Origin of the sequence: Arthrobacter sp. UYCu512, assembly GCF_040547075.1 — a bacterium.
Classification (GTDB): Bacteria; Actinomycetota; Actinomycetes; order Actinomycetales; family Micrococcaceae; genus Arthrobacter.
The window spans coordinates 45872-68753 of the sequence record NZ_JBEPPA010000012.1 but is presented as its reverse complement, the minus strand read 5'-3'; the positions used below and the strand labels follow the sequence as shown (position 1 = coordinate 68753).

The following is a 22882-nucleotide window of genomic DNA, read 5'->3' as shown; positions in this document are numbered from 1 at the left end:
CGAACTAAAGCGCGGGCCGGGTGTTGCGGCGCAGCTTCGCCACGGGTCCGGTGTGGTTTGCCAGTGCTGCGGCGCCCGCGCCGGGACCTGTTTCAGGGCCGGGCTTAACGGCCCGGTGCACGGCGACGATGCCGCCGCTGAGGTTGCGGTAGGTGACGTTGTCCCAGCCGGCCTCCTGCAGCCACGCGGCCAGGTGGTCCTGGTCCGGCCAGGCGCGGATGGACTCTGCGAGGTAGACGTAGGCATCCGGGTTGGAGGAAACCTTGACGGCGATCGCGGGAAGTGCGCGCATCAGGTATTCGGTGTACATGGTGCGCCACAGCGGGACAACAGGCTGGGAGAACTCGGCGATGACCAGCTTGCCGCCCGGTTTGGTGACGCGGAGCATCTCGGCCAAGGCCTTTTTCGGCTCGTTGACGTTACGCAGACCAAAGGAGATGGTGCTGGCATCAAAGGTGTTGTCCGCGAAGGGCAGGCGCGTGGCGTCACCGGCAATGAAATCGATGTCCGGGCGCCGGCGCTTGCCGACCCTCAGCATGCCGAGCGAGAAGTCGCAGGCGATCACGTCGATGCCGGAGTCGGCATACGGTTCGCTGGAGGTGCCCGTGCCGGCGGCGAGATCAAGCACCCGCTGGCCCGCCTTCACACCCATGGCCTCGACGACAATCTTGCGCCAACGCCGGGTCTGCCCCATCGACAGGACATCGTTAACGACGTCGTATTTGGGCGCGACGTCGTCAAACATTGTGGCTACTTCGTCCGGACGCTTATCCAAGGATGCTCGGTTCACTCTGACATTGTCTCAAATGTTCGGCACACCCACTAACCACGCTCTGAACAGGGCCCCCGGCGGAGGCGGGAGTAGTGTTGTCTCACTATGACGAGCACGTTCCGAACCTTGACAGTCCCCCTCGATGCAGCATCATTCCCCGGGGGCGTACCGTCGCTGATGGTCCGGGATGACCTGCTCTGCTGGACGCGGCGCGAAGCCGGACTCGTTGGTTTCGGCGAGGTGGCCCGGTTTACCGCCACGGGCCCGGAGCGATTCCTCGAGGCGGACATCTGGTGGCGCCACCTGGTCATCGAGGCCGAAATCGAGGACCGGGTGGAATGGCCCGGCACCGGTCCCGTCGCTTTCGGCTCCTTCGCTTTCTCCAAAACCTCCGCGCACGCCTCACGGCTGATTGTGCCCGAAATCATTGTGGGACTGCGCGACGGCAAGGCCTGGCTGACGCAGTTGACGTTCGACGACGCCGACCTCACCGAGGCCGGCGCACGCGCCGCGCTGGAGCGCTGGCTCGGTGCGCCCGTCGTCCCGCCGGCAACAGCTGCCGGAGCAGACGCCGCGCCGGTTGAGGCGACGCTGAGCACCGGATCGCTGAGCGAGGCCGAATGGATGACGGCCGTGGCGGCCGGTGTGGCGGAGATCCGCACCGGAGAGCTGGAGAAGCTTGTGCTGGCCCGCGACATTGTCGCCACCGTTCCTGCCGGTGTGAGTGCCGCCGAGATCCTGCGCCAACTCGCCGTCCGGTACCGCGAATGCTGGACCTACGGTGTCGACGGACTGGTGGGTGCCACCCCGGAGATGCTGATCCAGGTGGAGGGCCGCACCGCACAGGCCCGCGTCCTGGCCGGCACCCTGGACCGCCGCGACGCCGACGGCATGGCCGGCTCCCCGCTGGAGTTTGCCGAGCGCGTGCTGGCCGGATCAGAGAAGCAACGGCACGAACACAACATCGCGATCCAGTCGCTGACCACCCAGCTGGCGCCCTTCTCCGAGGCCATGAACGCGCACAGCGAACCGTTTATCCTGGAACTTCCGAACGTCTGGCACCTGGCCTCTGATGTGAAGGCGGAACTGGCCGAGGTGGAGGGCCATGTGCCCACCAGCCTGGCCCTGATCAATGCCCTGCACCCGACGGCGGCTGTGTGCGGCACCCCGACAACCGTGGCCGGCGCCCTGATCCGCAAACTTGAGCACCTGGACCGCGGTCCTTATGCCGGGCCGGTCGGCTGGCTCGATGCGGCCGGCAACGGCGAATGGGGCATCGCGCTGCGCGGCGCCGTCATTGAGTCCCCGGCGACGGTCCGGCTCTATGCCGGCTGTGGGATTGTAGAGGGCTCCGTTCCGGACATGGAGCTCGCCGAAACCTGGGCGAAGTTCCGTCCCATGCTGGAGTCGCTCGGCATCGGCAGCTAGACGCCGCGCGGCGACTCTGCACAGCGACCGGCGCGCAGCGACCGGGCGACGGCGGCGTTCCGGTCGGCAAAAATCCGGGATTACAGACAGATCTGGCGTTGGGAATCTTGCTTTTGGGTCTCGTTTAGTTATCCAATAGTGAAACTTAGTTTCCTGTGATGCACATCTCATGTTCGGCGTTACACTATAACCCGGCCTCTTTACGTACCCCTCCAGCAACAAAAAGGTAATCAAATGCAGATCTCCCGTTCACTCCTGAGCAACCCCGCACTGAAGGCCGCCACGGTCCTCGCGGTGAGCGCATTGGCCTTGACGGCCTGCACCAATGCCTCCGAGACCGGCACCACCGGCGGGCCGTCCGCGTCCGGCAGTGCCAAGGAAAGCTTCGACCCCACCACTGTCAAAAAGGACGACGCCCTGGCGGCCATGGTCCCTGAGGCGATCAAGTCCAAGGGCACACTGACCGTGGGCTCGGACACCACCTACGCCCCCGCGGAATTCCTCGGCAACGACGGCCAGACCGCGGTGGGTTACGACGTCGACATTGCCAAGGCTATCGGCGCCACCCTGGGCCTGAAGGTCCAGGTCCAGACGTCCGAATTCACCGGCATCCTCCCGGCCCTCGGCCCGAAGTACGACCTCGGCATCTCCTCCTTCACGATCAACCCGGAGCGACTCGGCGCTGTCAACATGGTCAGCTACTTCAACGCCGGTACCGCTTGGGCCGTGCAGAAGGGCAACCCGAAGAAAGTCTCGCTGGATGATCTTTGCGGCAAGTCCGTCGGCGTGCAGACCGGTACCGTCCAGGAAGATCCGGACCTGTCGGACCGTAACAAAAAGTGCGAAGCGGACGGCAAGCAGCCCATCAACGTCGTGACGCTGAAGAACCAGACGGACATCACCACACGGCTGGTCAACGGCAGCGTCGATGCGATGGCAGCCGATTCGCCGATCACTGGCTACGCCGCCACCCAGACCAACGGCCAGATCGAAAAGATCGGTGACGTCTATGACGCCGCGCCGCAGGGGATCGCAGTGGCCAAGTCGGACATGGCCCTGGCCGAGGTCATCCAGAAGACCGTCGCCCAGCTCATCGAGAACGGCTCGTACAAGAAGATCCTCGAAGGCTGGGGCAACGCCGAAGGCGCCATCACCAAGTCAGAGGTCAACCCGGCGGCCGGCTCGTGAGTCTTCCCGCAACCGGCCACACCCCAGGCGCGCAGCTGGGCAGTAGGCACGAAGATCTCGACGCCCCGGTAATACTGAACCATCCGGTGCCCGTTCGGCATCCGGGCCGCTGGATCAGCGCCATCATCATCCTCGCCGTCCTCGCCCTGTTCCTGCAGAGCCTGGTCACCAACAGCAACTTCCGCTGGGATATCGTAGGGACCTACATCCTGGATATCAAGGTAGTGCAGGGCATCGGCTGGACGCTGGTGCTCACAGTGGCCTCCATGGTCCTGGCGATCATCCTTGCCATCCTGCTGGCCTTTATGCGCCAGTCGGAGAACCCGGTCTTCCGCTGGTCCAGCTGGGCCTGGGTCTGGTTCTTCCGGGGCACTCCGGTCTACACCCAGCTGGTCTTCTGGGGCCTGATCTCCGTCCTGTACCCCAAGATCACCGCCGGCATCCCGTTCGGACCCGAGTGGTTCAGCGTGGACACCAGCACTGTCATCACTGTCACTGTCGCGGCCATCCTGGGCCTGGGCCTGAACGAGTCAGCCTACCTGGCGGAAATCTTCCGGGCCGGCCTCAAGTCAGTGGACCGCGGCCAGGCGGAAGCCGCCGAGGCCCTGGGCATGGGCAAGACCAAGATCATGTGGCGGATCATCCTGCCGCAGGCCATGCGGGTGATTGTGCCACCCACCGGCAATGAAACGATCGGCATGCTTAAGACGACCTCTCTCGTCCTGGCCGTGCCGTTCACCCTGGACCTGACATTTGCCACGAATACCCTGGCCAACCGGACCTATCTTCCGGTGCCGCTGCTGATTGTGGCGGCTATCTGGTACCTGGTGATCACCAGCCTGCTGATGGTTGGCCAGCACTTCATCGAGGCCTACTACGGCAAGGGCGTGGACAACCTTGCCCCGGCCGCCATCAACCCGGCGGCAGCAAAAGCCGCCGCAGCCGGTGCGCCAAGCGGCGCGGCCAAGCCGGCCTTGAAGAAGGACATTCCCGAGGAGGAGGCAAAATGACGACGGCCACCAAGGAACCGCTGGTGCGGATCGAAGGCCTCCATAAGTTCTACGGCCAGCACCACGTGCTGCGCGGCATTGACCTGGAGGTGAACCAAGGCGAGGTGTCAGTGGTCATCGGCCCGTCCGGTTCCGGCAAATCCACCATGCTGAGGTGCGTGAACCTGCTGGAGACCATCAGCGCGGGCCGTATCTCCGTGGGTGGGAACCTGATCGGCTACCGCGAAGTCAACGGCCGGCTCCACGACCTCAAAACCAAGCAGATCGCGGCCCAGCGCCGCGAGATCGGCATGGTGTTCCAGCGCTTCAACCTGTTCCCGCACAAAACCGCCCTCTACAACGTCATGGAGGCGCCGGTCCAGGTCAAGGGCCAGTCCCGGGATTCCGCGCGAAAGCGGGCGATGGAACTGCTGGATCGCGTGGGCCTTGCGGACCATTCGGGCCACTATCCGTCCCAGCTCTCGGGCGGCCAGCAGCAGCGGGTGGCAATCGCCCGGGCCCTGGCGATGGACCCCCAGCTGATGCTGTTCGATGAGCCCACGTCCGCGTTGGACCCCGAGCTCGTGGGCGACGTGCTGGAGGTCATGAAGGACCTTGCCAAGTCAGGCATAACAATGATCGTGGTGACTCACGAAATCGGCTTCGCCCGCGAAGTCGGCGACCGCTTGACGTTTATGGACGCCGGTGTTGTGGTGGAAACGGGAGACCCCCGCGAGATCCTCGCCAACCCGCAGCACCCGCGCACCAAGGAGTTCCTCAGCCGGGTCCTCTAGGCGGCCCGTCCGGGATTTCGCCCCACGTTGCGCAAAAGTCCCGTCGCTACCGGAATTCGGAAGCGACGGGACTTTTCCGCGTCGTAAGGCATCGCCGTTGCCGTCGCAGCGCGGGGCGTCCCGCCTGACGCATTTCAGTCCGGCCGCGACGGCCGCCCGCCTATTCCGCGGCGATCACTCCTACCACCGCGTCGCCCACTGCGGCCCTGATGCGTGTGTGCAGCTCCCGCAGTCCGCGACGGTCCGTGCGCACCTCGATGATGACCCGGCCCGCCCACGGCTCGGCCAGCGCCCGGGCGAGTTCCGCCGTCGTACTGACTGAACGGTGTGCAACTCCGTAAGCGGCCGCCAGTGCGGCGATGTCCACGCTGTGCGGAGTACCGAATAGGCGTTCGACGGCGGTGCCGTAGCGGCCCGCGGCTTCGACGGCGCCGTGTTCCAGCAGCCCGAAAATGGCCCCGCCGGCGTCGTTAAGGACCACGATCCGCAGCGCAGGCTCCTCTTCCCCTGCGCCGAGCAGCAACCCGCCGGCGTCGTGCAGGAACGTAACATCACCCAGCAGCACCGTGGTGGCCTGCATTCCGCCCACGGCAATGCCAGTGGCCGTGGCCACCGTGCCGTCGATTCCGGCGAGGCCGCGGTTGGCGTAGACCGTGGCACCGGGCTCGGGGGCAGGCGCGCCGGCGAGGTCGACGTCGCGGATGCCGTTGGAGGAGCCGAGCATAAGCTGTCCGCGCGAATGCTCCCAGACCAGCGCGCCGACGGCGGGACCGGTGGCAGCGGCGGATCCGGACAGGACCAGGTCGACGGCGTGTTGGGCGGCGGCCCCGGCCAGCAGCCAGGCATCCAGCCAGGCGGAGGAGCCCCGGCCGGCAAACTCGGCCAGGTCCGCCAGGGTCTCGAGTGGAAGTTCGGTTCGGCGGCCGGGCTCGTACCAGGCCACCGGAACCGGTTGGTACAGGGCAGAAGGGACGTCCGCGCGGGCCAGCAACTCGCTGACCGGCCGCGAGAGGGTCGGCCGGCCGAAGAGCACCACCCGCTCGATGGGCTGCCCGGAGTCCGGGCCAAAAGCCGCCAGCAGGAGCCGGTAGGGCCCCACCGCGTTTGGTCCGAACCGGGCATTGGAGGACGGCTCTGCCAGCAGCGGCAGGCCATGGGCGCGGGCAAAGGCTTCGGCCACCGGGCCGGCGTCGTGCCCGGCGAGCACCACTGTCCGCCGTTCGGGCAGGTTGTCAGCGACCGGGGGGAAATCGAGGGCCAGCGGGCCGCGGGGTGCCCGGTATACCCGGCGGCCGGACTCGGGCGGCAGGCTGTCGCCCGGAGCCGGAACCAAGGGGTCACGGAAGGCCAGGTTGAGCTGCACCGGTCCGGGCGGGGCGTCCGCAAAGGCTCCCGTGGCGGCGCTGAGGGCGGTCTCGACGGCGCGCCGCGGGTCGTCGCCGGCGGGCACGTCCGCGGCGAAGCGGACATGCTCGCCGAAGAGGTCCAGTTGCGCGGTGGTTTGGTTGGCGCCGGTCCCGCGGAGTTCCACGGGACGGTCGGCGGAAATCACCACCAGGGGGACGGCTGCGTGGTTTGCCTCCATCACGGCCGGCAGGAGATTGCCGACGGCGGTTCCGGACGTGGTGAGCACGGCCGCGGGTGCGCCGGTGGCGAGGGCCAGCCCGAGCGCCGTGAAGCCGGCGTCGCGCTCATCGATCCGGACCAGCAGCTCCACCCGCCCCGCCGCGTCTGCCTCGGCCAGGGCGTAGGCCATTGGTGCAGAGCGCGAGCCCGGCGCCACCACCACGTAGCGGACCCCTTCGAGCAGGAGTGCAGCGACAGCGATCCGGGCGGAATCCAGCGCCGTCAGTTCGTCCGGGTTCACATGTTCTCCGGCGTCTCGATGCCCAGCAAGTCCAGGCCCTCGGACAGGCGGCCCAGGACCACGGCGCACAGGGCCAGGCGGGACTCGCGCACCGAGTCCTCGGATTTTAGCACCGGGCACTGGTCGTAGAAGGTGGTGAAGAGCTGCGCGAGCTCGAACAGATAGGTGCACAGCCGGTGCGGTTCCAGTACCTCACGAACCTTGTGCAGCGCGGCACTGTATTCGAGTAGGTGCAGGGCAAGTGCTCGTTCGGCGGGCTCGACGACGGCGATCGGGGTGGCCGTCGTTCCGCCGTCGCCGTCGGTATCGGTGCCGGTGCCGGTGTTGGTGACGGCGTACTGCTCGAGGACGCCGGCCTTGCGCAGGATCGAACGGATCCTGGCGGCGGCGTACTGCACGTAAGGGCCGGTGTTGCCGCTGAGGGCCAGCATCCGGTCGAAGTCAAAGACGTACTCGGTGTCGTGGCCCACGGAGAGGTCCGCGTACTTGACCGCGCCGATACCCACCTGACGGGCGGTCAGGGCGCGTTCGGACTCGGTGAGCTCCGGCCGGCTGGCGTCGATGACGGCGCGGGCGCGGTCTACCGCTTCCGCCAGCAAGGCCATTAGTTTGACCGGGGCGCCGGAGCGGGACTTCAGGATCTTCCCGTCCTCCCCCAGCACGTTGCCGATTTGGACGTGCACGGCCTCAACCGTGTCGGGCAGCCAGCCGGCGTCGCGGGCAGTGGCCATGACCATACGCAGGTGCATGTTCTGCGGCGCACCCACGACGTACAGGACGCGGTCTGCCGCAAGCTCGCGGACCCGGTAGCGGATCGTGGCAAGGTCCGTTGTGCCGTAACCGTAGCCGCCGTCGGACTTCCGGATGATAAGCGGCATGGGCTCCCCGTCACGGCCGGTGAAGCCCGCCGGGAAGGTGCACAGCGCGCCGTCGCTGATCCGGGCAAGGCCGCGGTCCTCAAGTTCCCGGCACAACTGTGCCAAGTGCGCATCGTAGGAGCTTTCGCCCGCGATGTGGTCGTCCGTGAGGCTGATGCCCAGCACCGAGTAGATGGCGTTGAAGTAGCGCTTGGACTGGGCCACGAGGCGCTGCCAGACGGCGAAGGTTTCCTCGTCGCCGCCCTGGAGTGCCACCACCCGGAGCCGCGCGCGGGTCGCGAAGCCGCCCTCCTCGGCGGCGGAGGCATCGAACTTGGCGCGGGCGGCCTGGTAGAAGGCGCTGGGGTCATCGACCAGCAGCGCGGCCGCCGGGGAGTCCTCGCCGATCTCCAGCCAGTGTTCGATCAGCATCCCGAACGGCGTGCCCCAGTCGCCAATGTGGTTCTGCCGGATGACGGTGTCCCCCAGCGCTTCGAAGACCTTCACCAGGCTGTCCCCCACCACAGTGGTCCGCAGGTGGCCGACGTGCATTTCCTTGGCGACGTTCGGGGAAGAATAGTCGACGACGACGCGCCGGGCCGCCGCGGCCGGCACGTCCGGGGTGCCGGCAGACTCGGCGTTTAGCAGCTCTTCGATCCAGGTGCCGTCGAAGGTGAGGTTGATAAAGCCGGGTCCGGAGATCTCGGTCGCCGTGCAGATCCCGTCCAGGTCCAGTGCGTCGACGATCTTCGCAGCGGCCTCGCGCGGCGGCATGCCGACCCTCTTGGCCAGCGCCATGGCCGCGTTGATCTGGATGTCCGCGAATTGTGAGGGCCTGACCACCGGATCCGTGCCGCGGTACTCTTCGCCGAACGCGCTGGCAATTGCTGCCTGGACTCTGGGGACAACCATTTCGGCCGGATTATTCACACTGTTCAAATTATCAGTTCCGCCACACCCCCGACGCTCCCTCAGCTCCTGCGCCCAAACAGCAAACGCTCCCTCACGTCCGGCGCCCAAACAGCAAACGCTCCCTCACGTCCGGCCGCCCGAAGGCGCAACGTGAGGGAGCGTCGACTCAATGCCCGCGAAAGGTGCGGGAGCGTCCGCCCGAAACCCGCCTAACCTGCGGGAGCGTCGGGAGGGGATGGGGCGGTCAGTCGTGGGTACGGAAGACCTGGACCACGGAGGGGCGCGGGGCGCGCACCTGGCCAGGCTTGGGCGATGTACCGGCAGCAACATAGTCCGGGAAGAACGAGTTCTGCGCCTCGAACGAGCCGTCCTCGCCCGGGTGCTGTACGGCGACGAACACGGTGCGCTCTTCATCGTGGACGATGGGGCCGCAGGTCTCGGCGTCCCGCGGCACAGCCAGGAACTGCTCCACCCGACCGCGTTCGGCGCCGTCGAGGGTGACCTTGAACAGCCCGTCGGCCTGGCCCGTGGTGGACGGCGCGCCGTCGGTGGAGATCCACAGGTTGCCGACGGAGTCGAACGCCAGGTTATCCGGGCAGGAAATCGGCGAGACCTGGTCCGCCGGGAAGCCGCTGAAGTAGGCGGACTTATTCTGGGCCGGATCGCCGCAGACCAACAGCAGGTTCCAGTCAAAGCCCGTGGAGGTCTGGTCGCCGCGTTCGGTGATTTCCACGATGTGGCCGTCGCGGTTGAGGTTGCGCGGGTTGGGTTCGGTGGCGCCTTCCTTGCCGGCCTTGCCGCGGTCCGTGTTGTTCGTGCAGGCCACGTAGACCTTGCCGGTGTGCAGGCTCGGCTGGACGTCCTCGCAGCGGTCCATTTTGGTAGGTCCGACCTTGTCAGCCGCCAGGCGGGTGTAGACCAGGACTTCCTCGACGCTCATGCCCGCGACCATCGATTTGCCGCCGACCACCAGCGGCAGCCACTGGCCGGATCCATCGAAGGCGCCGTCCGTGGGGAGCTTGCCCGAGCCGTCGATCTCCCCGGCCGGGGAGTCGCCAGTGAACTTGGCAACGTAGAGGTCCCCGGCGGAGAGCAGGGTCATGTTGTGCTTGCGGTTGCCTTCAACGTACTTCTGCGCAGAAACGAACTTGTAGAGGTAGTCGAAACGTTCATCGTCTCCCATGTAGGCCACTACATGGCCGGACTTGGCCACAATGACGTTGGCCCCTTCGTGCTTGAAGCGGCCCAGGGCGGAGTGCTTCTTCGGCGTCGACGTGGGATCAAGGGGGTCGACTTCGACGATCCAGCCGAAGCGGTTGGTCTCGTTTTCGAAGCCGGGGGTGCGGGCGTCGAAGCGGGGATCGTCGAGTTCCCACTGGCGGGCGGTGGGCTTGCTGGTCAACCCGTAGCGCTTGTCCGAGTCCGAGGTGCCGGCAGAGACGAAGTAGCCGTTGAAGTTCTCCTCACCGGAGAGGATGGTGCCCCACGGCGTGGTGCCGCCGGAGCAGTTCCCCAGCGTGCCCAGGATGGAACGGCCGGCGGGATCGGCCACGGTGCGGACCAACGGGGAACCGGCGACGGGTCCGGTGAGTTCGTAGGCGGTGTCGGAGAGGTAGCGCCGGTTGAGCTTGGCGCCCTTGACGTAGCTCCACGGCTTGTTCTTGTTTTTGCGTTCCAGCTCGACGACGGTCAGACCGTGGGCGGCGCGGCCGATGGCGCGCCCCTCAGCCGCGGGCAGGGACGCCGGGAACATGATCGACTCGTTGGTGTATTCGTGGTTTGTGAAGAGCACTGCGCGGCGGTCCTTGGAACCCTCCAGCGGCAGGATGTCGGTGTAGTCGTTGTTGTAGCCGAACTGGCGGGCCTGGGCGGCCGCGGTCTGGCCATTCAGATCAAACGCCGGAGCATCGTTGAACAACGGGTCACCCCAGCGGATGATCGGCTGCCAGCCGAAGCCTTCCGGCACGGTGAAGGCGTCGACGGCGGCATCAACGGGGGCGATCGCGGTGAACTTCAGCTTGGACTTCCCGAAGCCGTCCTTCGCGGCGGCGGCCAGTCCGGGGCCGCCGTCGGCCACTGCGGACTCCGGTGAGCCGAGGGCCCCGCCGAAGGCGATCGCCAAGGCGCCGGCGGCACCGAAGCCCAGTGCGGCGCGGCGGGACATGGTGGCGGAGGCAATGTCGCGGAAGTAGCTGTTCGAGCTGGTGTTGCACACTTCACCCGAACAGGCGTTGTCGCATTTCAGCGCGCAGGTGACGGCGCTGCGTTTGCCTTTGGTGTGGCCGAGCATCGGGAGTAGGGAAAACGTGCGTCCGGAGGAAACAGACATGGGGGCGACCTTCCGAGGGGGTGGCTGTGATCCCGTCCACCCTTCCAGCCCAACACGACCTCAAGGCGTCTGCTAGGTGACGTTCCGGTGAACCTGCGGCCGGCCCCGGTCCGAAAGGAGCGTGTGGACCCGGCGCAGGCGGTCCAGCCACCAGTCGCGGCGCTCCGGCGCGGCGGCGTACTCCGCCAGCAGGTCCGGGTCGGCGGTGACCTCGCGGAGGGTGATGGCGCCGTCGTCGGGGATCAGCGGATCCCGGGTGACGTCGGCGGCCAGCAGGGTCACGGTTCCCAGCCCGCAGGCGTATGGAAGCTCCGGAAGCGCGGCGGCAAGCGCCAGCCCGGCGCGGATTCCCACCGAGGTGTCCAGCGCCGAGCTGACGACGGCGGGCAGCCCGGCCTGCGCCACGATCTCCAGCGCACGCCGTACTCCCCCCAGCGGCGCCACCTTCACGACGATCAGGTCCGCGGCACCGGCACGGGCCACCTTGAGCGGGTCCTCTTCCTTGCGCACGCTTTCGTCCGCGGCGATCAGCACCGGAAGTCCGCTGGCGCGCAGGCGCCGGCGGACCTCGGCGAGGCCGGCGATATCCGGCACGGGCTGTTCGGCGTATTCCAGTCCGACGGCGGACAGCCGCGTCAAGGCCGCCACGGCAGCAGGTACGTCCCAACCGCCGTTAGCGTCGACCCGGATGGCCGCACCCGGGAGCGCCTCGCGGACGGCGTCCACCCGGGCAGCATCGTCCGCCAGGGTCTGCCCTGGTTCGGCGACCTTAATTTTGACGGCGTCCACCCGGCCAAAGCGGGCCAGAATGTCCGGTACCCGGTCCGCTGCGATGGCGGGGACCGTGGCATTGACGGGGATGCTGGTCCGCAGCGGCGCCGGGAAACCCTCCCACCCGGCTTCGATGGCGGCGAGGAGCCAGCGGGAGGCCTCCAAGTCGCCGTATTCGGGGAAGGGGCAGAATTCGGCCCAGCCCAGCGGGCCATCCAGCAGCAGGGCCTCGCGCTGGAGGATGCCGCGGAACTTCACCCGCATGGGCAGGCTCACCACATGGGCGCCGGCGAGGAGCTCGTCCAGTTGCGGGAGCCGCACCGTCTCAGCAGGGCCGTGGCCTCCGGGAACGTGCAGCGGCGGTACTGATGGGGTGGGCATGAATTTACTGTACCGGGGGTCCCGCGCGGGTCCACGCCGGTGGTCCCAGATACTTCGCAGGGATTTATGGGATTCTGATAGTCATGAGTTTTCGGCAGGAACGCACAAGCATGGATCCGGCTTCGGGGTACCCGCGGCCGCGCTCTGCCGCACCTCGGCACGTTCCTGAAGGGACGCCGGGCCGGGCAACGGGGTTCCTGTTCCTGCTGGCCGTCCTCGGCAGCATGGCGGCCCTCGCCGCAACGTACTATTTCTTTGTCCGGACCACCACGGGCCAGTTCATCGACGAGTCTGCCCTGGTGGAGGCCGGGGATATCCACGGCGCGGCAGGCAAGGCCGCCACCAGGTTCCTGGACTGGCTGCCGGCACTGTCCTTGCTGATCGCCACGGTGGTGGTCCTCGTTGTCACCGTGCTGAAGCGGCGCTGGGCAGCCGCTGGGATCGCCGTGGCAGCCTGTGTTGGCGCCAACGTGGCTACCCAGGTCCTGAAAAGCATCGTTCCGGTCCGGCCCTTCCGCGGGATCGAAACCCTGGAACTGAATTCCCTGCCTTCCGGGCACACCACCCTGGCGGCATCCGCTGCGGCCGCCGTGTTCCTGATGGTATCGCCGCGCTGGCGGCCGCTGGCTGGTTTCCTCGGCGGCAGCTTCGCCGTCGCCACGGGGGTGTCCACCCTGATCAACCAGTGGCACCGTCCCGCTGACGTGGTGGCGGCCTTCCTGGTCGTGGCGGTGTTTATGCTCCCCGCAGGCTGGCTGATTATCCGCAACGGGCCGCGCTGGAACGTCTGGGACGGCTACGGGATATTCTGGGCCTCCTCGCGGCTGTGGCTGGCGCTGCCGGCGCTGGCCGGGCTCGCCGCGGCGGCGGTGGCCAGCTACTCGTTGCTGAGGATTGCGCCTGGCCCGGGCCAGGAAAGCAGCACCACAAACTATTTCTGGGCCGGCACGTCACTGATTGTCATTTCCGGCTACTTGGCCACGGTCGCCGGGGTGTGGCTGTTTGGGCACGCTGCACGACGGCGGAGCGCACCGTTGCGCTGAGGCCCCGCGACATGTGCACCCCAACTAGCTCGCAGCAAAGGTCGTTTTGAGCGCTGAAAACGACGTTTACTGCGAGCTAGTTGGGCTCCGGCGCCGCGGTGCCAGTAGCTTCAGTAGTTGCGCCGGTGCTTGAGCCGGGGGATGGTAACGGCGAAGACCGCAGCTGCCGCGAAGCCGAGCACTCCGGTGGCGGCTACCCCGGCCCCGAGCGAGGCCAGCGCGGTAACGCCTGAGAGCAGCACCGGGCCGCCGGTGGCGCCGGCGTCGGCCATAAACCGCCAGATGCCCAGGAACTGTCCGCGGCCGTTGTCCGGTGAGAAGTCCGCCCCCAGCGTCATGTTCAGGCCCGAACTGATCCCGTTGCCAAAACCGATCAGCAGAGCCGCGAGCAGCAGCCCCACAAAGCCGGAGCTAAGCGGGATCAGCAGCATGGCCGCGCCCATGATGAGGGTAGAGGGAACAGCCACCCACTGCCGTCCCTTGCGGTCCATGAGTTTGCCCGCCGGGTAGAAGACCAGCATGTCGATGGCACCGGAGAGCCCGTAGATCAGCGACGCCTGGGTCGCGTCCATCCCGAGGTGCTCGGCCCAGAGCGGGACCACCACCTGCCGGGACGCCCGCAGCGCACTGAGCAGCAGCACGCCCATGCCGACGGTCAGGAAAACCCCGGCGTGGGAGACGGCCACACTGCGCAGCGTCGCCTGCCGGACGGGGACACCGTCCACCGCCGGCGTGGCCACAAGGTCCGGGATGGTCACCGACAGGGCCGCGGCCGCGGCCATCGCCACAACTCCGACCCAGTAGGCGCCGGTGATGCCGGCGAACTGCATCACTGCAGCGCCGATGAAGGGTCCGATAAAGATGCCAACCCGGTTGACGCCGCCGAGCGTGGATAGGGCACGCGCCCTGAGCAGCACCGGTACCGCCTCGGTCAGGTACTTCTGCCGGGCCAGTGCGAAGACGCTCGCCGCCATACCAACGACGAGCATCGCACCAGCGAGCAACCAGAGCCCCCCGGGCATCCCGGGAGCCAGTGCCGCGGCGGCAAGGGCGACGGCGGCCGCGGCCGCGGCGCCGACAATGGCCCAGCGTTCGCCGAACTTCAGGGTGATGAACGAGGCGGGGAGGTTGAAGAGCCAAGAGCCGAGGCCGATCAAGGTGACCACCAAGGCGGCGACGGCCACCGAAGCACCGAGGTCGCGGGCCGACAGCGCCACAACGGGCAGGATCGCTCCCTCGCCGATGCTGAACAGCAGGGCCGGGCCGAAGGCCGGGACGGCGATGCTGCGGAGACTGAAGGGGGCGGTATGCGTGGTCATCCCCTTCATCCTAGGACTGGCTGCGGTCCTGGCAGCTCAGGCCTCGAAGTGGGTTCGGACTTCCCCGCCGGTGAGGTTCCGGAGCACCCCGGCCGCGATGTCGCGGAGCTTCTGGTTCCGGTTGCTGGAAACCTTGGTCAGGATGCCCATCGCTTCCTCCTGGGAACAGCGGTTCTGGGCCATCACGACGCCGCAGGCGAGATCGATGGAGGTGCGGTGCTCCATGGCGGCTTTGAGGTCCTCGGCCCGGGACTGCGCCGTGCCGATCCGGACAGCCAAGCGGAGGGAGCGGCCGGCGAGGTCGGCGAAGCCGGACGCTTCGGCAATAATTTCCGCCGTGAAAAGCCCGGTACTTGAGCCGAAGAAGTTCAGGGCGGCAGCCGCATCCTCGCCGATTTCCAGGGGCACCCCCAGGACACTGCGGCAGCCTTGCGCCGCGAGCTCCAGCTGGTAGCCGGGCCACCGCGGATCGGTGGCGACGTCGGCCAGCAGAGTCACGGAGCGTGTCCGCAGGGCTTCGATACACGGGCCATCGCCCATGCTTTGTTCGATCCGGTCCAGGACCACCGCCCGGGGGCTGCTCCCCGCCACCGTCATGGTCTTCTTGCGGCGCTGCAGTGTCACGCCGCATTCGATCCCGGCGCCTGCGGCGTGGCTGAGTGTGGCCGCCGAGAATTCCGCGAGGCGGCCGAGGAAATCCTCGACGTTCTCCGTTCCCATCAGAAGGTCCTGCAGCTGCAGGGCGGCTTCGTCCCCGACGTTGTTAGTCATGCCTCAATCTAAGCCGGTCCCCGGGGCGAAACAACTTAGCTGGCCCCGCCGTCCAAAGCCTAGAGGTAGCCGTCCACGATTGCCGCAGCGATTTCACGGTAAGCGCGCCGGGTTTCCGGGCGGAGCACATCGAGGGTGACAAGGTCGCCGTCGGCCACGCCGCGATCATGCGGCACGGCGATCAGCTGGCGGCAAATGCCGGACAGGTGGTCCTCGATCGCGTCCTTGTCTACCCGGGAGGAGACCTCGTCCTTGTCCGTGATGACCACGATGGCGTTGCGGGCCAGTTCTTCGTAGCCGTGGTCGGCGAGCCAGTGCAGGGTGCTGCGCGCGCGCTTGGCGCCGCTGACGGCGTAGCCTGCCGCGATGATCAGGTTGTCCGCCGACTGCAGGATGCCGCTCATGGCGTTGTGCGTGACGCCGGTTCCGCAGTCGGTCAGGGCCACCGAGTAGTACCCGGAGATGAGTTTGCGGATCTGCAGGTATTCCTCGGCGGTCAGGGAGTCGGAAACCTCGGGGTCCTGTTCACCGGCAATCAGGTGCAACCGGCCCGCATGATGCATGTACCGGGCCAGGGCCGTGAGGGAATCAATTGATTCGATGTTCTTCAGCAGGTCTGTGATGGTTCGCGGGCTCTGCTGCTGATAGATGCCCTCGCCGAGGGCGCGCTCCACGAGGTCCCCGGAGTCAGGGTTGGCGTCGATGGCACACGGCGGGTCGCCGCGGAACTCAGCCAGGGTCAGCCCGACGCCCACGGTCGTGGAGGTCTTGCCGATGCCGCCCTTCAGGCTCAGGACGGCCGTGTTGTAACTGCCCTGGAGCTGCCGGGAGATGCGCCTCGCCAGCTCGTCTTCTTCGCGCTGGCGTGCGCTCGGACCCAGGTTCACGCCGCCGCCGGTCAGGGCGTAGAGGGCACCGCGGAGTCCGCCGACCGGGCGTGGCTTCTGCTCGCGGACAAAGAGCCCCGGGGAACTAATGAAATCGGGGGCGGGCGCGCTCAGGGCGGCAGCCCGGCTGGCAGAGCGAGTGGCCCGGCTGGGGAGGGCCGGCACGGCAGGGGCACCTTCCGGCGCCGCCGGAAACGCCGACCGGCGCGACGCGGGGAAGGAGCGCGGCTCGGACGCCGGGTCTTCCAACGCCTCGCCGTCCGGATCTGCCGGCGGGTTGGCATCGGAGGCGGCCGACGCCGGCGGGACTGCTGGCGGCTCGGGCGCGGAGGGGACCTCCCGGATGACGGGAACGGCAACCGTGGCGGCTTGTCGTTCGTCGGCCGCTTCCGCGGCCTCAGCCCAGGAATTACGGCGCAGCGGACGGGCCGCTTCGCTCTCGACGGGGTCAGAGGTGGTGATTGGCATGGTTCCTGTCCGGGCGTCGGAGTCCCCGCCGCGGCGGCGGTCACGCCGGCGACGAAGTTCGGGTTGTTCTACCTGCGCGCCGGCCTTGGCTGTGTTGTTGTCCACCGGATCGGGCATATTGGTCCCCCCTGGGACTCACAGCGCAGACCGCTGCGGTGCTCGTTTGAATTGGTTCAACCCCAATTCTAGGCGCTGTCCCGGGTGCCCCTGCCAATAGCGGTCCCGGGCAGCAGGCTCAGCGGCGCGCCCGGGTCTCCTGCAGGCGCCTGATGAACCAGCGGGACTGCACCGGCCCGTAGGGCAGGATGGGGATGGCCTTGGTGGCGTCGTCCGGCGTCTCCCGGGTCGCCTGGGTGGCCTGCCGCACCGCCGTGGTCATGGTGTTGGCCATGGTCTTGACGAACTGGTCGCTGCACGGCTCGCCGTGGCCAGGGATCAGGAACTCATAGCGGTGGCGCAGCGCCGAGAGATGGCGGAGGGCGTCGGCCCATTCCTCCGGGTAGGAATCCTCAAAAGAAGGCTGCGAGCCGTGCTCCACAAGGTCACCGGCGTAAAGTGTGGTGGCCGTTCCCACCAGCAGGTCGCCGTCCGTATGACCGCACCCGAGGTAGAAGAACGTAACGCTTTGGCCGCCGAGGTCCAGCAGGACCGGCTGATCCTTAACGATGGCGTTGGGAACGACGATTTCGGTGTTGCCGCCCTCGCCGGCAGCCATTTCCGGCTCGCCGGCAATAACCGCGCGGCGCTGGCTGCCGCCGTTCTCGGCGATTTCCGCAGCACAGTTCTCATGCGCCCAGAACTCTGTCGCGCCAGCTTCGGCGAACACGGCGTTGCCGAAGAAGTGGTCGTGATGGGCGTGCGTGTTGACAACAACAAGCGGCAACTGTGTCTTTTCCCGCACGGCGTCAAGGATCTCGCGTCCCTGCCGGGGTCCGCTGCCGGTGTCGATCACCAGGGCTCGTTCGGAGCCGACCACCAGGCCTGTGTTGAGCAGGGAACCTTGGGTGGTCAGGACGTAGTTGTCCGGGCCAGCCTCGAGCCATCGTGACATTAAATCTCCGTATTCCGCGGTGTTCCGGCGTCGTTGGTGCGATGTTCTGCCCCCGATTCTACCCACGGAGCCTGAACGGGGGCCGGGAATGAAGGCCTTGTCCCGCAGCTGGGCAGGCGGATGCCCGGGAAACGTACCCGCTCCCGGGTGTTCGCCTGCCCCGCTGCGGGCAGTGCCTAGGCTGGCAGGATGCCCGAGCGGCTCAGGAGCGCCCGGGTTTTCGGATGTTGCGGGTCAGTGAAAATACGGGCCGGCGGCCCCTCCTCCACGATGACGCCCTGGTCCATCACGACAATTCGGTCCGCAATGTCCCGGGCGAATTGCATCTCGTGGGTCACGATCACCATGGTGGTTCCCTGCTGGGCGATCTTCTTGATGACAGCGAGGACCTCACCCACCAGCTCGGGATCCAGCGCCGAGGTCGGCTCATCGAAGAGCATCACGGCGGGATCCATGGCGAGGGCACGGGCAATCGCAACCCGCTGCTTCTGGCCGCCTGAAAGCTTGCTGGGATAGTTGTCCATCTTCTCGCCCAGACCCACCATTTCCAGGTTGGGGACAGCGATCGCCCGGGCCTCGACCGCTGAGAGCTTCTTGACGTCCCGGAGGGGCGCCATGACATTTCCCAAGGCCGTCTTGTTCAGGAACAGGTTGAAATGCTGGAATACGAAGCCAATGTCGGTCCGTTTTTGGGCCGTGATGGATGCTTTTTCGGCGACCAGTTCCCCGTTGCGTTCGTCGTAGCCGATCAGGTGTCCGTTGACGTAGATACGGCCGGCATCAATCGTCTCGAGCTTATTCATGCAGCGCAGCAAGGTACTTTTGCCGGATCCACTTGACCCCAGGATGGCGATCGTCTCGCCGCGGTGAACCACGAGATCCACGCCCTTGAGCACTTCGACCCTTTTCTGCACGTGGGGCTTGCCCCTGAGCCGCTGCCACAGGTTCGGCTTGGTCTCCGAGACGAAGGTCTTGTGGACGTCCCGGACATCAATAATGGTCTCGTCAGCCATTGGCCCGTGCCTTTCGTTCAAGCACTACCACAACGCGCGAGAGTGGAAGGCTGATAATCAGATAAAGTATGGCCGCGGCGGTGTAGATGGCCGTGGTCTGGAAGGTCTGGCTGTTGAGGATGTTGGCCGTCTTCAGGATCTCGGTCACTGCAATCACCGAGGTCAGTGCCGTGTCCTTGATCATGGCGATGAAGTAGTTGCCGATCGGCCCCATGGAGACCACGAAAGACTGGGGAATAACCACCTTCCACAGCGTTTTGCTGGGGGTGTACCCAAGGGACAGCGCAGCCTCGGTCTGGCCGTGCTCCACGGACAGGATCGCGGACCGGAAAACCTCGGACAGGTAGGCAGCGTAGTTCAGCCCAAGTCCGAGGATGCCGGCCGGCACGGGCTCAATGCTGACGCCGATGCTGGGGAGCACAAAGAAGATGTAGACCAGCTGGACCAGCAGCGGAGTGCCGCGGATGACCTCGAGGTAGACGGTGGCGATAGCGCGAAGGATCTTGAGCGAGGAAATGCGTGCCAGGGCCACCAGCAGGCCGAGCACGAGGGCCAGGACCATGGCGCCGAGGGCCAGTTGAATGACAACGGGAACCGCCTGAAGGAGGGCTGGGAACACGGCGAAGGTGTTGTTAATAAAGTCCACTTGGAATCCCTAAATGAGGGTCGGCCAGGGGCGGCGGGCAGTGTTGGGGATGCCGCCGCCCCTGCGTGATTCTGAAAGTTATTTGCTCATGTTCGAGTCGTCCAGGCCGTACTTCTTGAGGATCTCAAGGTACTTGGGGGTCTTCTTGAGATCTGCCAGTCCGGAATTCAGGTCCGCCAGCAACTGGGTATCATCCTTGCGGACGCCGGCGCCGATGATGCCCGGGTAGAACGGCTTGTACGGGGAGACGAGCTTCAGCTTCGGGTTCGGCTTCTGGACCAGGCTGTAGCCGATCACTGCACTGTCGGTGAAAACAGCATCAACCTGCTTGTTCTCCACGGCGGCGAGCAGGGCTGCCTGCGAGTCGAAAAGCTTAACCTGGCTGCCACCGAGGCTGTCCACCAGGTCCTTGAATACGGTGCCGGTCTGGGCGCCGAGGACCTTTCCCTTTACATCGTCGCGTGAGGTCAGGGTTGAATCGGAGGGGACCACCATGGCTTCACCCTCGGTGTACCAGGGATCGGTGAAGTTGATTTGTTTCTTGCGGTCATCGGTGATGTACATGGCGTCGACGATCACGTCCGCCTTCTTGGCATTAAGCGCCGCGATCAGCGTAGCGAACTCGGAGGTGAAGACCTTGACCTTCCAGCCTTTGGCTTCGGCGATGGCATTGATCATGTCCCCATCGATGCCTTTGAGCTCTCCGCTGGCCTGGTCGGTAAAAGAGAATGGCGCATCGTTGGACGTCGCGATGGTGATGGTCTTTTGGTCGGTGCCACCCCCGCTGCTTGCGCCGCCTGTTGAGCCGCAGGCGGTCATGGCCAGGGCGACTGCAACACCCATCGGCACGAGGGCGGCGAATCGGGTGCGGAGCGTTTTTGTCTTAGTCATAACGGGCCTTTGTTAGAGATTGTTGTCTATCGGATGAAGCGGTCGAGGCGGAGTGTGGCGGTGGCCTTGTGGGCTGCCATGCCTTCGGCGTCCGAAATCGTTGTGACGTAGTTGGCCAGACGCGGGGTTGCGTCTTTTTCGACCCGCTGGAAAGTGAGCGGTTTGAGGAAGCGTGCCACGGAGAGCCCGGCTGATGACCGGGCACCGCCGCCGGTGGGAAGTACGTGGTTTGTGCCGGACGAGCCCTTGTCCGAGTAGGCCACGGTGGACCACGGCCCCAGGAAGATGGAGCCGTAGTTGCGCAGGTTCCCGTGATAGTACGCGTCGTCGGCGGTCTGGATTTCCAGGTGCTCCGGCGCCAGGAGGTCCATAATCTCCACTGCCGTTGCCCGGTCTTCAGCCACGTAGACGGTGCCGTAGTCCCGCCAGGCCGGCCCGGCGATGTCGCGGGTGGCCAGCGTCCGCAGTTGTTTGTCGATCTGCCGGATTACCTCTTCGCCCAGCTCGCGTGAGGTGGTGACCAGGGACGCCGGTGACTGCGGGCCATGTTCGGCCTGGCCGAGGAGATCGGCGGCAACCAGCTCTGCGTCGGCGGTTTCGTCGGCGATCACGGCGACTTCCGACGGGCCCGCCAGCAGGTCAATACCGACTCGACCGAAGAGTTGCCGCTTGGCCTCGGTGACGTAGGCATTGCCGGCACCGACAAGTATGTCCGCTGGCTGTTCGTCCAGGAGCCCGAAGGCCATGGCGGCCATGGCTTGCACACCCCCGAGGGCGAAGGCCCGGTCCACGCCGGCCAGATAGGCGGCATAGAGGACGGCGGGGTTCCCGCCGTCGGGTCCGGCAGGCGGGGTGCAGGCCACGACGTTGCGAACGCCGGCCGCCTTGGCGACCCCAACCGTCATAAAGGCACTGGCCAGAATGGGGAACCTTCCCGCGGGGAGATACGCTCCAACGCGCCCCACGGGGACGTACTTCTGGCCGACGAAAACGCCGGGGAGCAGCTCGGTTTCAAAATCACTGAGGTGTTCGCGCTGCTCCACCGCAAATAGCCGGGTCCGCTCTGCGCTGGCCACCAGGGCCTCCCGCAGGTCCGGGGAGAGCCCGTCGCCGGTTTTGGCCAGAGCGGCCTGGCTAAGTTCAAGGTTGGAGCCCTGCCATCCGTCGAGTTGACGAGCGTACTTAAGGACGGCGTCCATTCCGTTGGCCTCAATGTCAGCGAGCATGGCGGACACCGTCTCCACGACGTCGGGAAGCCGCTGGGCGGGAACGCCGCCAATGGCCGGGCTCTTCAGGACCAGGAAACTGCCCTGAATGTGTGCCGCATCACGGCTGGAAATCTGCATAGGTCCAAGCTACTCAGTCCGTTCCTATCGCACAACGGGACGCTAACGGGTGCCCGCAATAGGGTGACCCGATGGCTGGCGGCTTGTGTTTCACGCAGGTAACAGACCCGTGGTGGTATCTCCCGGCGCCACAAAACCCCTGGATTCCGCTCGCTGACTAGAGTGGGCCCATGACCCTTGCGCAACTACGGGCCTTTCTCGCCGCCTATGAGCTCGGTTCTTTCACCGCCGCGGCACGAAAGCTGGAAACAAGCCAGGCTTCCGTCTCCGAGCTCATCAGCAGGCTGGAACACGAGCTTGAGCACAGCCTCTTCATTCGGGGCGGGCGGCGCCTTCTTCCCACGACGGCTGCCGTTGAACTGCAGGTGCATGCGTTGCAGTCCGTCACCTCTTTCGACAACGGCGTGGAGGCATTGAAATCCATGTCTTCGCTGGAAGGGGGCGTCTGCACCTTCGGCGTTCTGCGTTACGGCGCGTACTACGACCTGGCCGACCTGGTGCAGCGATTTCACCGGCGCTACCCCAAGGTGAAGGTGCGCCTCATCGGACTGAACTCCTTGGCAGTGGCCGAGTCGGTGGCCTCCGGCGAAATTGAGGCCGGGCTGATTGTCCTGCCGGTTGCAGAGGCCGGCCTCCAGGTCAGGCCGCTTTTTCGTGACGAAGTTTTTTACGTGTCGGCTACCCGTAACCCATCGCGCGGCCCCGTGACCACTGAGGAACTCGCCGAGTCGAAGCTGGTGCTTTATGACGCCTTTGCCGGCTGGCGTGATCCCACCCGGCGGCAGATTTTGGAGCGTGCCCGGCTCAAGGGGCTGAAAATCGATGCGGCAATCGAGGTGGAACATGTCGATACCGCCCTGGGCCTGGTTGCCGCCGGCGCGGCCGACACTTTTGTCCCCCACGCAATAGTTAGCGCGCCGGGTTTTCCGAAAAACGTTCACGCTGTCCCTTTTGCAGAACCATTGTTCGACACAATCGCCCTTGTCCAACGGGAGGGCGCCTATCTTTCCCCGGCAACACGGAAGATGGCGCAAATGGCAGCGCGGACCTTGCTGTCCAAAGTGCCGCCGGGGCAGGACATCAGGCGGGCAACTGTGCGCTAGTCCGGCCGCCGGCCGCCGCTTGCACCCCCGGACCAGCGCCTCCGGCAGGCGCTGGT

19 protein-coding genes are annotated in these 22882 nt (G+C 66.3%); 6 read left to right on the top strand and 13 right to left on the bottom strand.

All coding sequences use genetic code 11. The annotated features are described in order from the left end of the window. Nucleotides 1–4 precede the first annotated feature (4 nt). Nucleotides 5–790 (bottom strand): demethylmenaquinone methyltransferase, encoded by a 786-nt coding sequence (locus ABIB49_RS13825; RefSeq protein ID WP_354157176.1) that lies wholly within the window; start codon nt 788–790, stop codon nt 5–7. A gap of 87 nt (nt 791–877) precedes the next feature. On the opposite strand from ABIB49_RS13825, the gene ABIB49_RS13820 reads away from it, so the two are divergent. The 4 genes from ABIB49_RS13820 to ABIB49_RS13805 all read left to right on the top strand — a co-directional run bounded on the left by ABIB49_RS13820 (nt 878) and on the right by ABIB49_RS13805 (nt 5171). Further along, complete coding sequence (locus ABIB49_RS13820) at nt 878–2200, top strand: isochorismate synthase (RefSeq protein ID WP_354157175.1); 1323 nt, start codon at nt 878–880, stop codon at nt 2198–2200. A gap of 234 nt (nt 2201–2434) precedes the next feature. After that, nucleotides 2435–3388 carry an ABC transporter substrate-binding protein gene (locus ABIB49_RS13815; protein ID WP_354157174.1) on the top strand — a complete coding sequence of 318 codons (954 nt, stop codon included), beginning with the start codon at nt 2435–2437 and terminating at the stop codon, nt 3386–3388. A gap of 86 nt (nt 3389–3474) precedes the next feature. Next, nucleotides 3475–4398 (top strand): amino acid ABC transporter permease, encoded by a 924-nt coding sequence (locus ABIB49_RS13810; RefSeq protein ID WP_354157173.1) that lies wholly within the window; start codon nt 3475–3477, stop codon nt 4396–4398. Next, nucleotides 4395–5171: an amino acid ABC transporter ATP-binding protein gene (locus tag ABIB49_RS13805; RefSeq protein ID WP_282358583.1), complete on the top strand. Its 777-nt coding sequence runs from the start codon at nt 4395–4397 to the stop codon at nt 5169–5171. Before ABIB49_RS13810 ends, ABIB49_RS13805 begins: the two co-directional genes overlap by 4 nt. A 160-nt stretch (nt 5172–5331) precedes the next feature. Here the strand turns inward: ABIB49_RS13805 and menD are convergent, their stop codons facing one another. The 4 genes from menD to ABIB49_RS13785 all read right to left on the bottom strand — a co-directional run bounded on the left by menD (nt 5332) and on the right by ABIB49_RS13785 (nt 12288). Further along, nucleotides 5332–7038, bottom strand: coding sequence for a 2-succinyl-5-enolpyruvyl-6-hydroxy-3-cyclohexene-1-carboxylic-acid synthase (gene menD, locus ABIB49_RS13800; RefSeq protein WP_282358584.1), 1707 nt, complete (start codon nt 7036–7038; stop codon nt 5332–5334). Continuing rightward, nucleotides 7035–8807, bottom strand: a complete 1773-nt coding sequence (gene argS, locus ABIB49_RS13795) for an arginine--tRNA ligase (RefSeq protein ID WP_354157172.1) — start codon at nt 8805–8807, stop codon at nt 7035–7037. Before argS ends, menD begins: the two co-directional genes overlap by 4 nt. Before the next feature lie 244 nt (nt 8808–9051). After that, complete coding sequence (locus ABIB49_RS13790; RefSeq protein ID WP_282358586.1) at nt 9052–11136, bottom strand: PhoX family protein; 2085 nt, start codon at nt 11134–11136, stop codon at nt 9052–9054. Nucleotides 11137–11208: 72 nt separating this feature from the next. Beyond that, the gene (locus tag ABIB49_RS13785) at nt 11209–12288 is read right to left on the bottom strand and encodes an o-succinylbenzoate synthase (RefSeq protein ID WP_282358587.1); all 1080 of its coding nucleotides are present in this window, start codon (nt 12286–12288) and stop codon (nt 11209–11211) included. A gap of 83 nt (nt 12289–12371) precedes the next feature. Here ABIB49_RS13785 and ABIB49_RS13780 point away from each other — a divergent pair, with 83 nt between their 5' ends. Further along, the gene (locus ABIB49_RS13780; RefSeq protein WP_226775716.1) at nt 12372–13331 is read left to right on the top strand and encodes a phosphatase PAP2 family protein; all 960 of its coding nucleotides are present in this window, start codon (nt 12372–12374) and stop codon (nt 13329–13331) included. A 110-nt stretch (nt 13332–13441) separates the two neighbouring features. On the opposite strand, the gene ABIB49_RS13775 is transcribed toward ABIB49_RS13780, so the two are convergent. The 8 genes from ABIB49_RS13775 to hisD all read right to left on the bottom strand — a co-directional run bounded on the left by ABIB49_RS13775 (nt 13442) and on the right by hisD (nt 21723). Further along, nucleotides 13442–14650 (bottom strand): MFS transporter, encoded by a 1209-nt coding sequence (locus tag ABIB49_RS13775; protein ID WP_354157171.1) that lies wholly within the window; start codon nt 14648–14650, stop codon nt 13442–13444. A 36-nt stretch (nt 14651–14686) separates the two neighbouring features. Beyond that, nucleotides 14687–15421 carry a GAF and ANTAR domain-containing protein gene (locus ABIB49_RS13770; RefSeq protein ID WP_226775718.1) on the bottom strand — a complete coding sequence of 245 codons (735 nt, stop codon included), beginning with the start codon at nt 15419–15421 and terminating at the stop codon, nt 14687–14689. A 59-nt stretch (nt 15422–15480) separates the two neighbouring features. Further along, nucleotides 15481–16893 (bottom strand): MinD/ParA family ATP-binding protein, encoded by a 1413-nt coding sequence (locus ABIB49_RS13765; RefSeq protein ID WP_226775719.1) that lies wholly within the window; start codon nt 16891–16893, stop codon nt 15481–15483. Between the two features lie 118 nt (nt 16894–17011). Next, a complete protein-coding gene (locus ABIB49_RS13760) occupies nt 17012–17827 on the bottom strand; it encodes an MBL fold metallo-hydrolase (protein ID WP_253032078.1) in 816 nt (271 codons plus the stop codon). A 176-nt stretch (nt 17828–18003) separates the two neighbouring features. Further along, on the bottom strand, nt 18004–18840 hold the full coding sequence (locus tag ABIB49_RS13755) for an amino acid ABC transporter ATP-binding protein (protein ID WP_226775721.1): 837 nt from the start codon (nt 18838–18840) through the stop codon (nt 18004–18006). After that, nucleotides 18833–19486, bottom strand: a complete 654-nt coding sequence (locus ABIB49_RS13750; protein WP_226775722.1) for an amino acid ABC transporter permease — start codon at nt 19484–19486, stop codon at nt 18833–18835. The genes ABIB49_RS13755 and ABIB49_RS13750 overlap by 8 nt, the downstream gene beginning before the upstream one ends. 78 nt (nt 19487–19564) lie before the next feature. After that, entirely contained in the window at nt 19565–20377 is an 813-nt protein-coding gene (locus tag ABIB49_RS13745; RefSeq protein ID WP_282358590.1) for an ABC transporter substrate-binding protein, read from the bottom strand. A gap of 26 nt (nt 20378–20403) precedes the next feature. After that, complete coding sequence (gene hisD / locus ABIB49_RS13740) at nt 20404–21723, bottom strand: histidinol dehydrogenase (protein WP_253032074.1); 1320 nt, start codon at nt 21721–21723, stop codon at nt 20404–20406. A 170-nt stretch (nt 21724–21893) separates the two neighbouring features. Between hisD and ABIB49_RS13735 the strand changes: the two genes are divergently transcribed. Continuing rightward, on the top strand, nt 21894–22826 hold the full coding sequence (locus ABIB49_RS13735; protein WP_253032073.1) for a LysR family transcriptional regulator: 933 nt from the start codon (nt 21894–21896) through the stop codon (nt 22824–22826). Nucleotides 22827–22882 lie beyond the last annotated feature (56 nt).

Bases quoted from the DNA above. Each gene is read 5' to 3' on its own strand.
- ABIB49_RS13820 (WP_354157175.1), top strand. From the start codon at position 878: ATGACGAGCACGTTCCGAACCTTGACAGTCCCCCTCGATGCAGCATCA.
- ABIB49_RS13815 (WP_354157174.1), top strand. From the start codon at position 2,435: ATGCAGATCTCCCGTTCACTCCTGAGCAACCCCGCACTGAAGGCCGCC.
- ABIB49_RS13805 (WP_282358583.1), top strand. From the start codon at position 4,395: ATGACGACGGCCACCAAGGAACCGCTGGTGCGGATCGAAGGCCTCCAT.
- argS (WP_354157172.1), bottom strand. From the start codon at position 8,807: ATGGTTGTCCCCAGAGTCCAGGCAGCAATTGCCAGCGCGTTCGGCGAA.
- ABIB49_RS13790 (WP_282358586.1), bottom strand. From the start codon at position 11,136: ATGTCTGTTTCCTCCGGACGCACGTTTTCCCTACTCCCGATGCTCGGC.
- ABIB49_RS13785 (WP_282358587.1), bottom strand. From the start codon at position 12,288: ATGCCCACCCCATCAGTACCGCCGCTGCACGTTCCCGGAGGCCACGGC.
- ABIB49_RS13780 (WP_226775716.1), top strand. From the start codon at position 12,372: ATGAGTTTTCGGCAGGAACGCACAAGCATGGATCCGGCTTCGGGGTAC.
- ABIB49_RS13775 (WP_354157171.1), bottom strand. From the start codon at position 14,650: ATGACCACGCATACCGCCCCCTTCAGTCTCCGCAGCATCGCCGTCCCG.
- ABIB49_RS13770 (WP_226775718.1), bottom strand. From the start codon at position 15,421: ATGACTAACAACGTCGGGGACGAAGCCGCCCTGCAGCTGCAGGACCTT.
- ABIB49_RS13765 (WP_226775719.1), bottom strand. From the start codon at position 16,893: ATGCCCGATCCGGTGGACAACAACACAGCCAAGGCCGGCGCGCAGGTA.
- ABIB49_RS13760 (WP_253032078.1), bottom strand. From the start codon at position 17,827: ATGTCACGATGGCTCGAGGCTGGCCCGGACAACTACGTCCTGACCACC.
- ABIB49_RS13755 (WP_226775721.1), bottom strand. From the start codon at position 18,840: ATGGCTGACGAGACCATTATTGATGTCCGGGACGTCCACAAGACCTTC.
- ABIB49_RS13745 (WP_282358590.1), bottom strand. From the start codon at position 20,377: ATGACTAAGACAAAAACGCTCCGCACCCGATTCGCCGCCCTCGTGCCG.
- hisD (WP_253032074.1), bottom strand. From the start codon at position 21,723: ATGCAGATTTCCAGCCGTGATGCGGCACACATTCAGGGCAGTTTCCTG.
- ABIB49_RS13735 (WP_253032073.1), top strand. From the start codon at position 21,894: ATGACCCTTGCGCAACTACGGGCCTTTCTCGCCGCCTATGAGCTCGGT.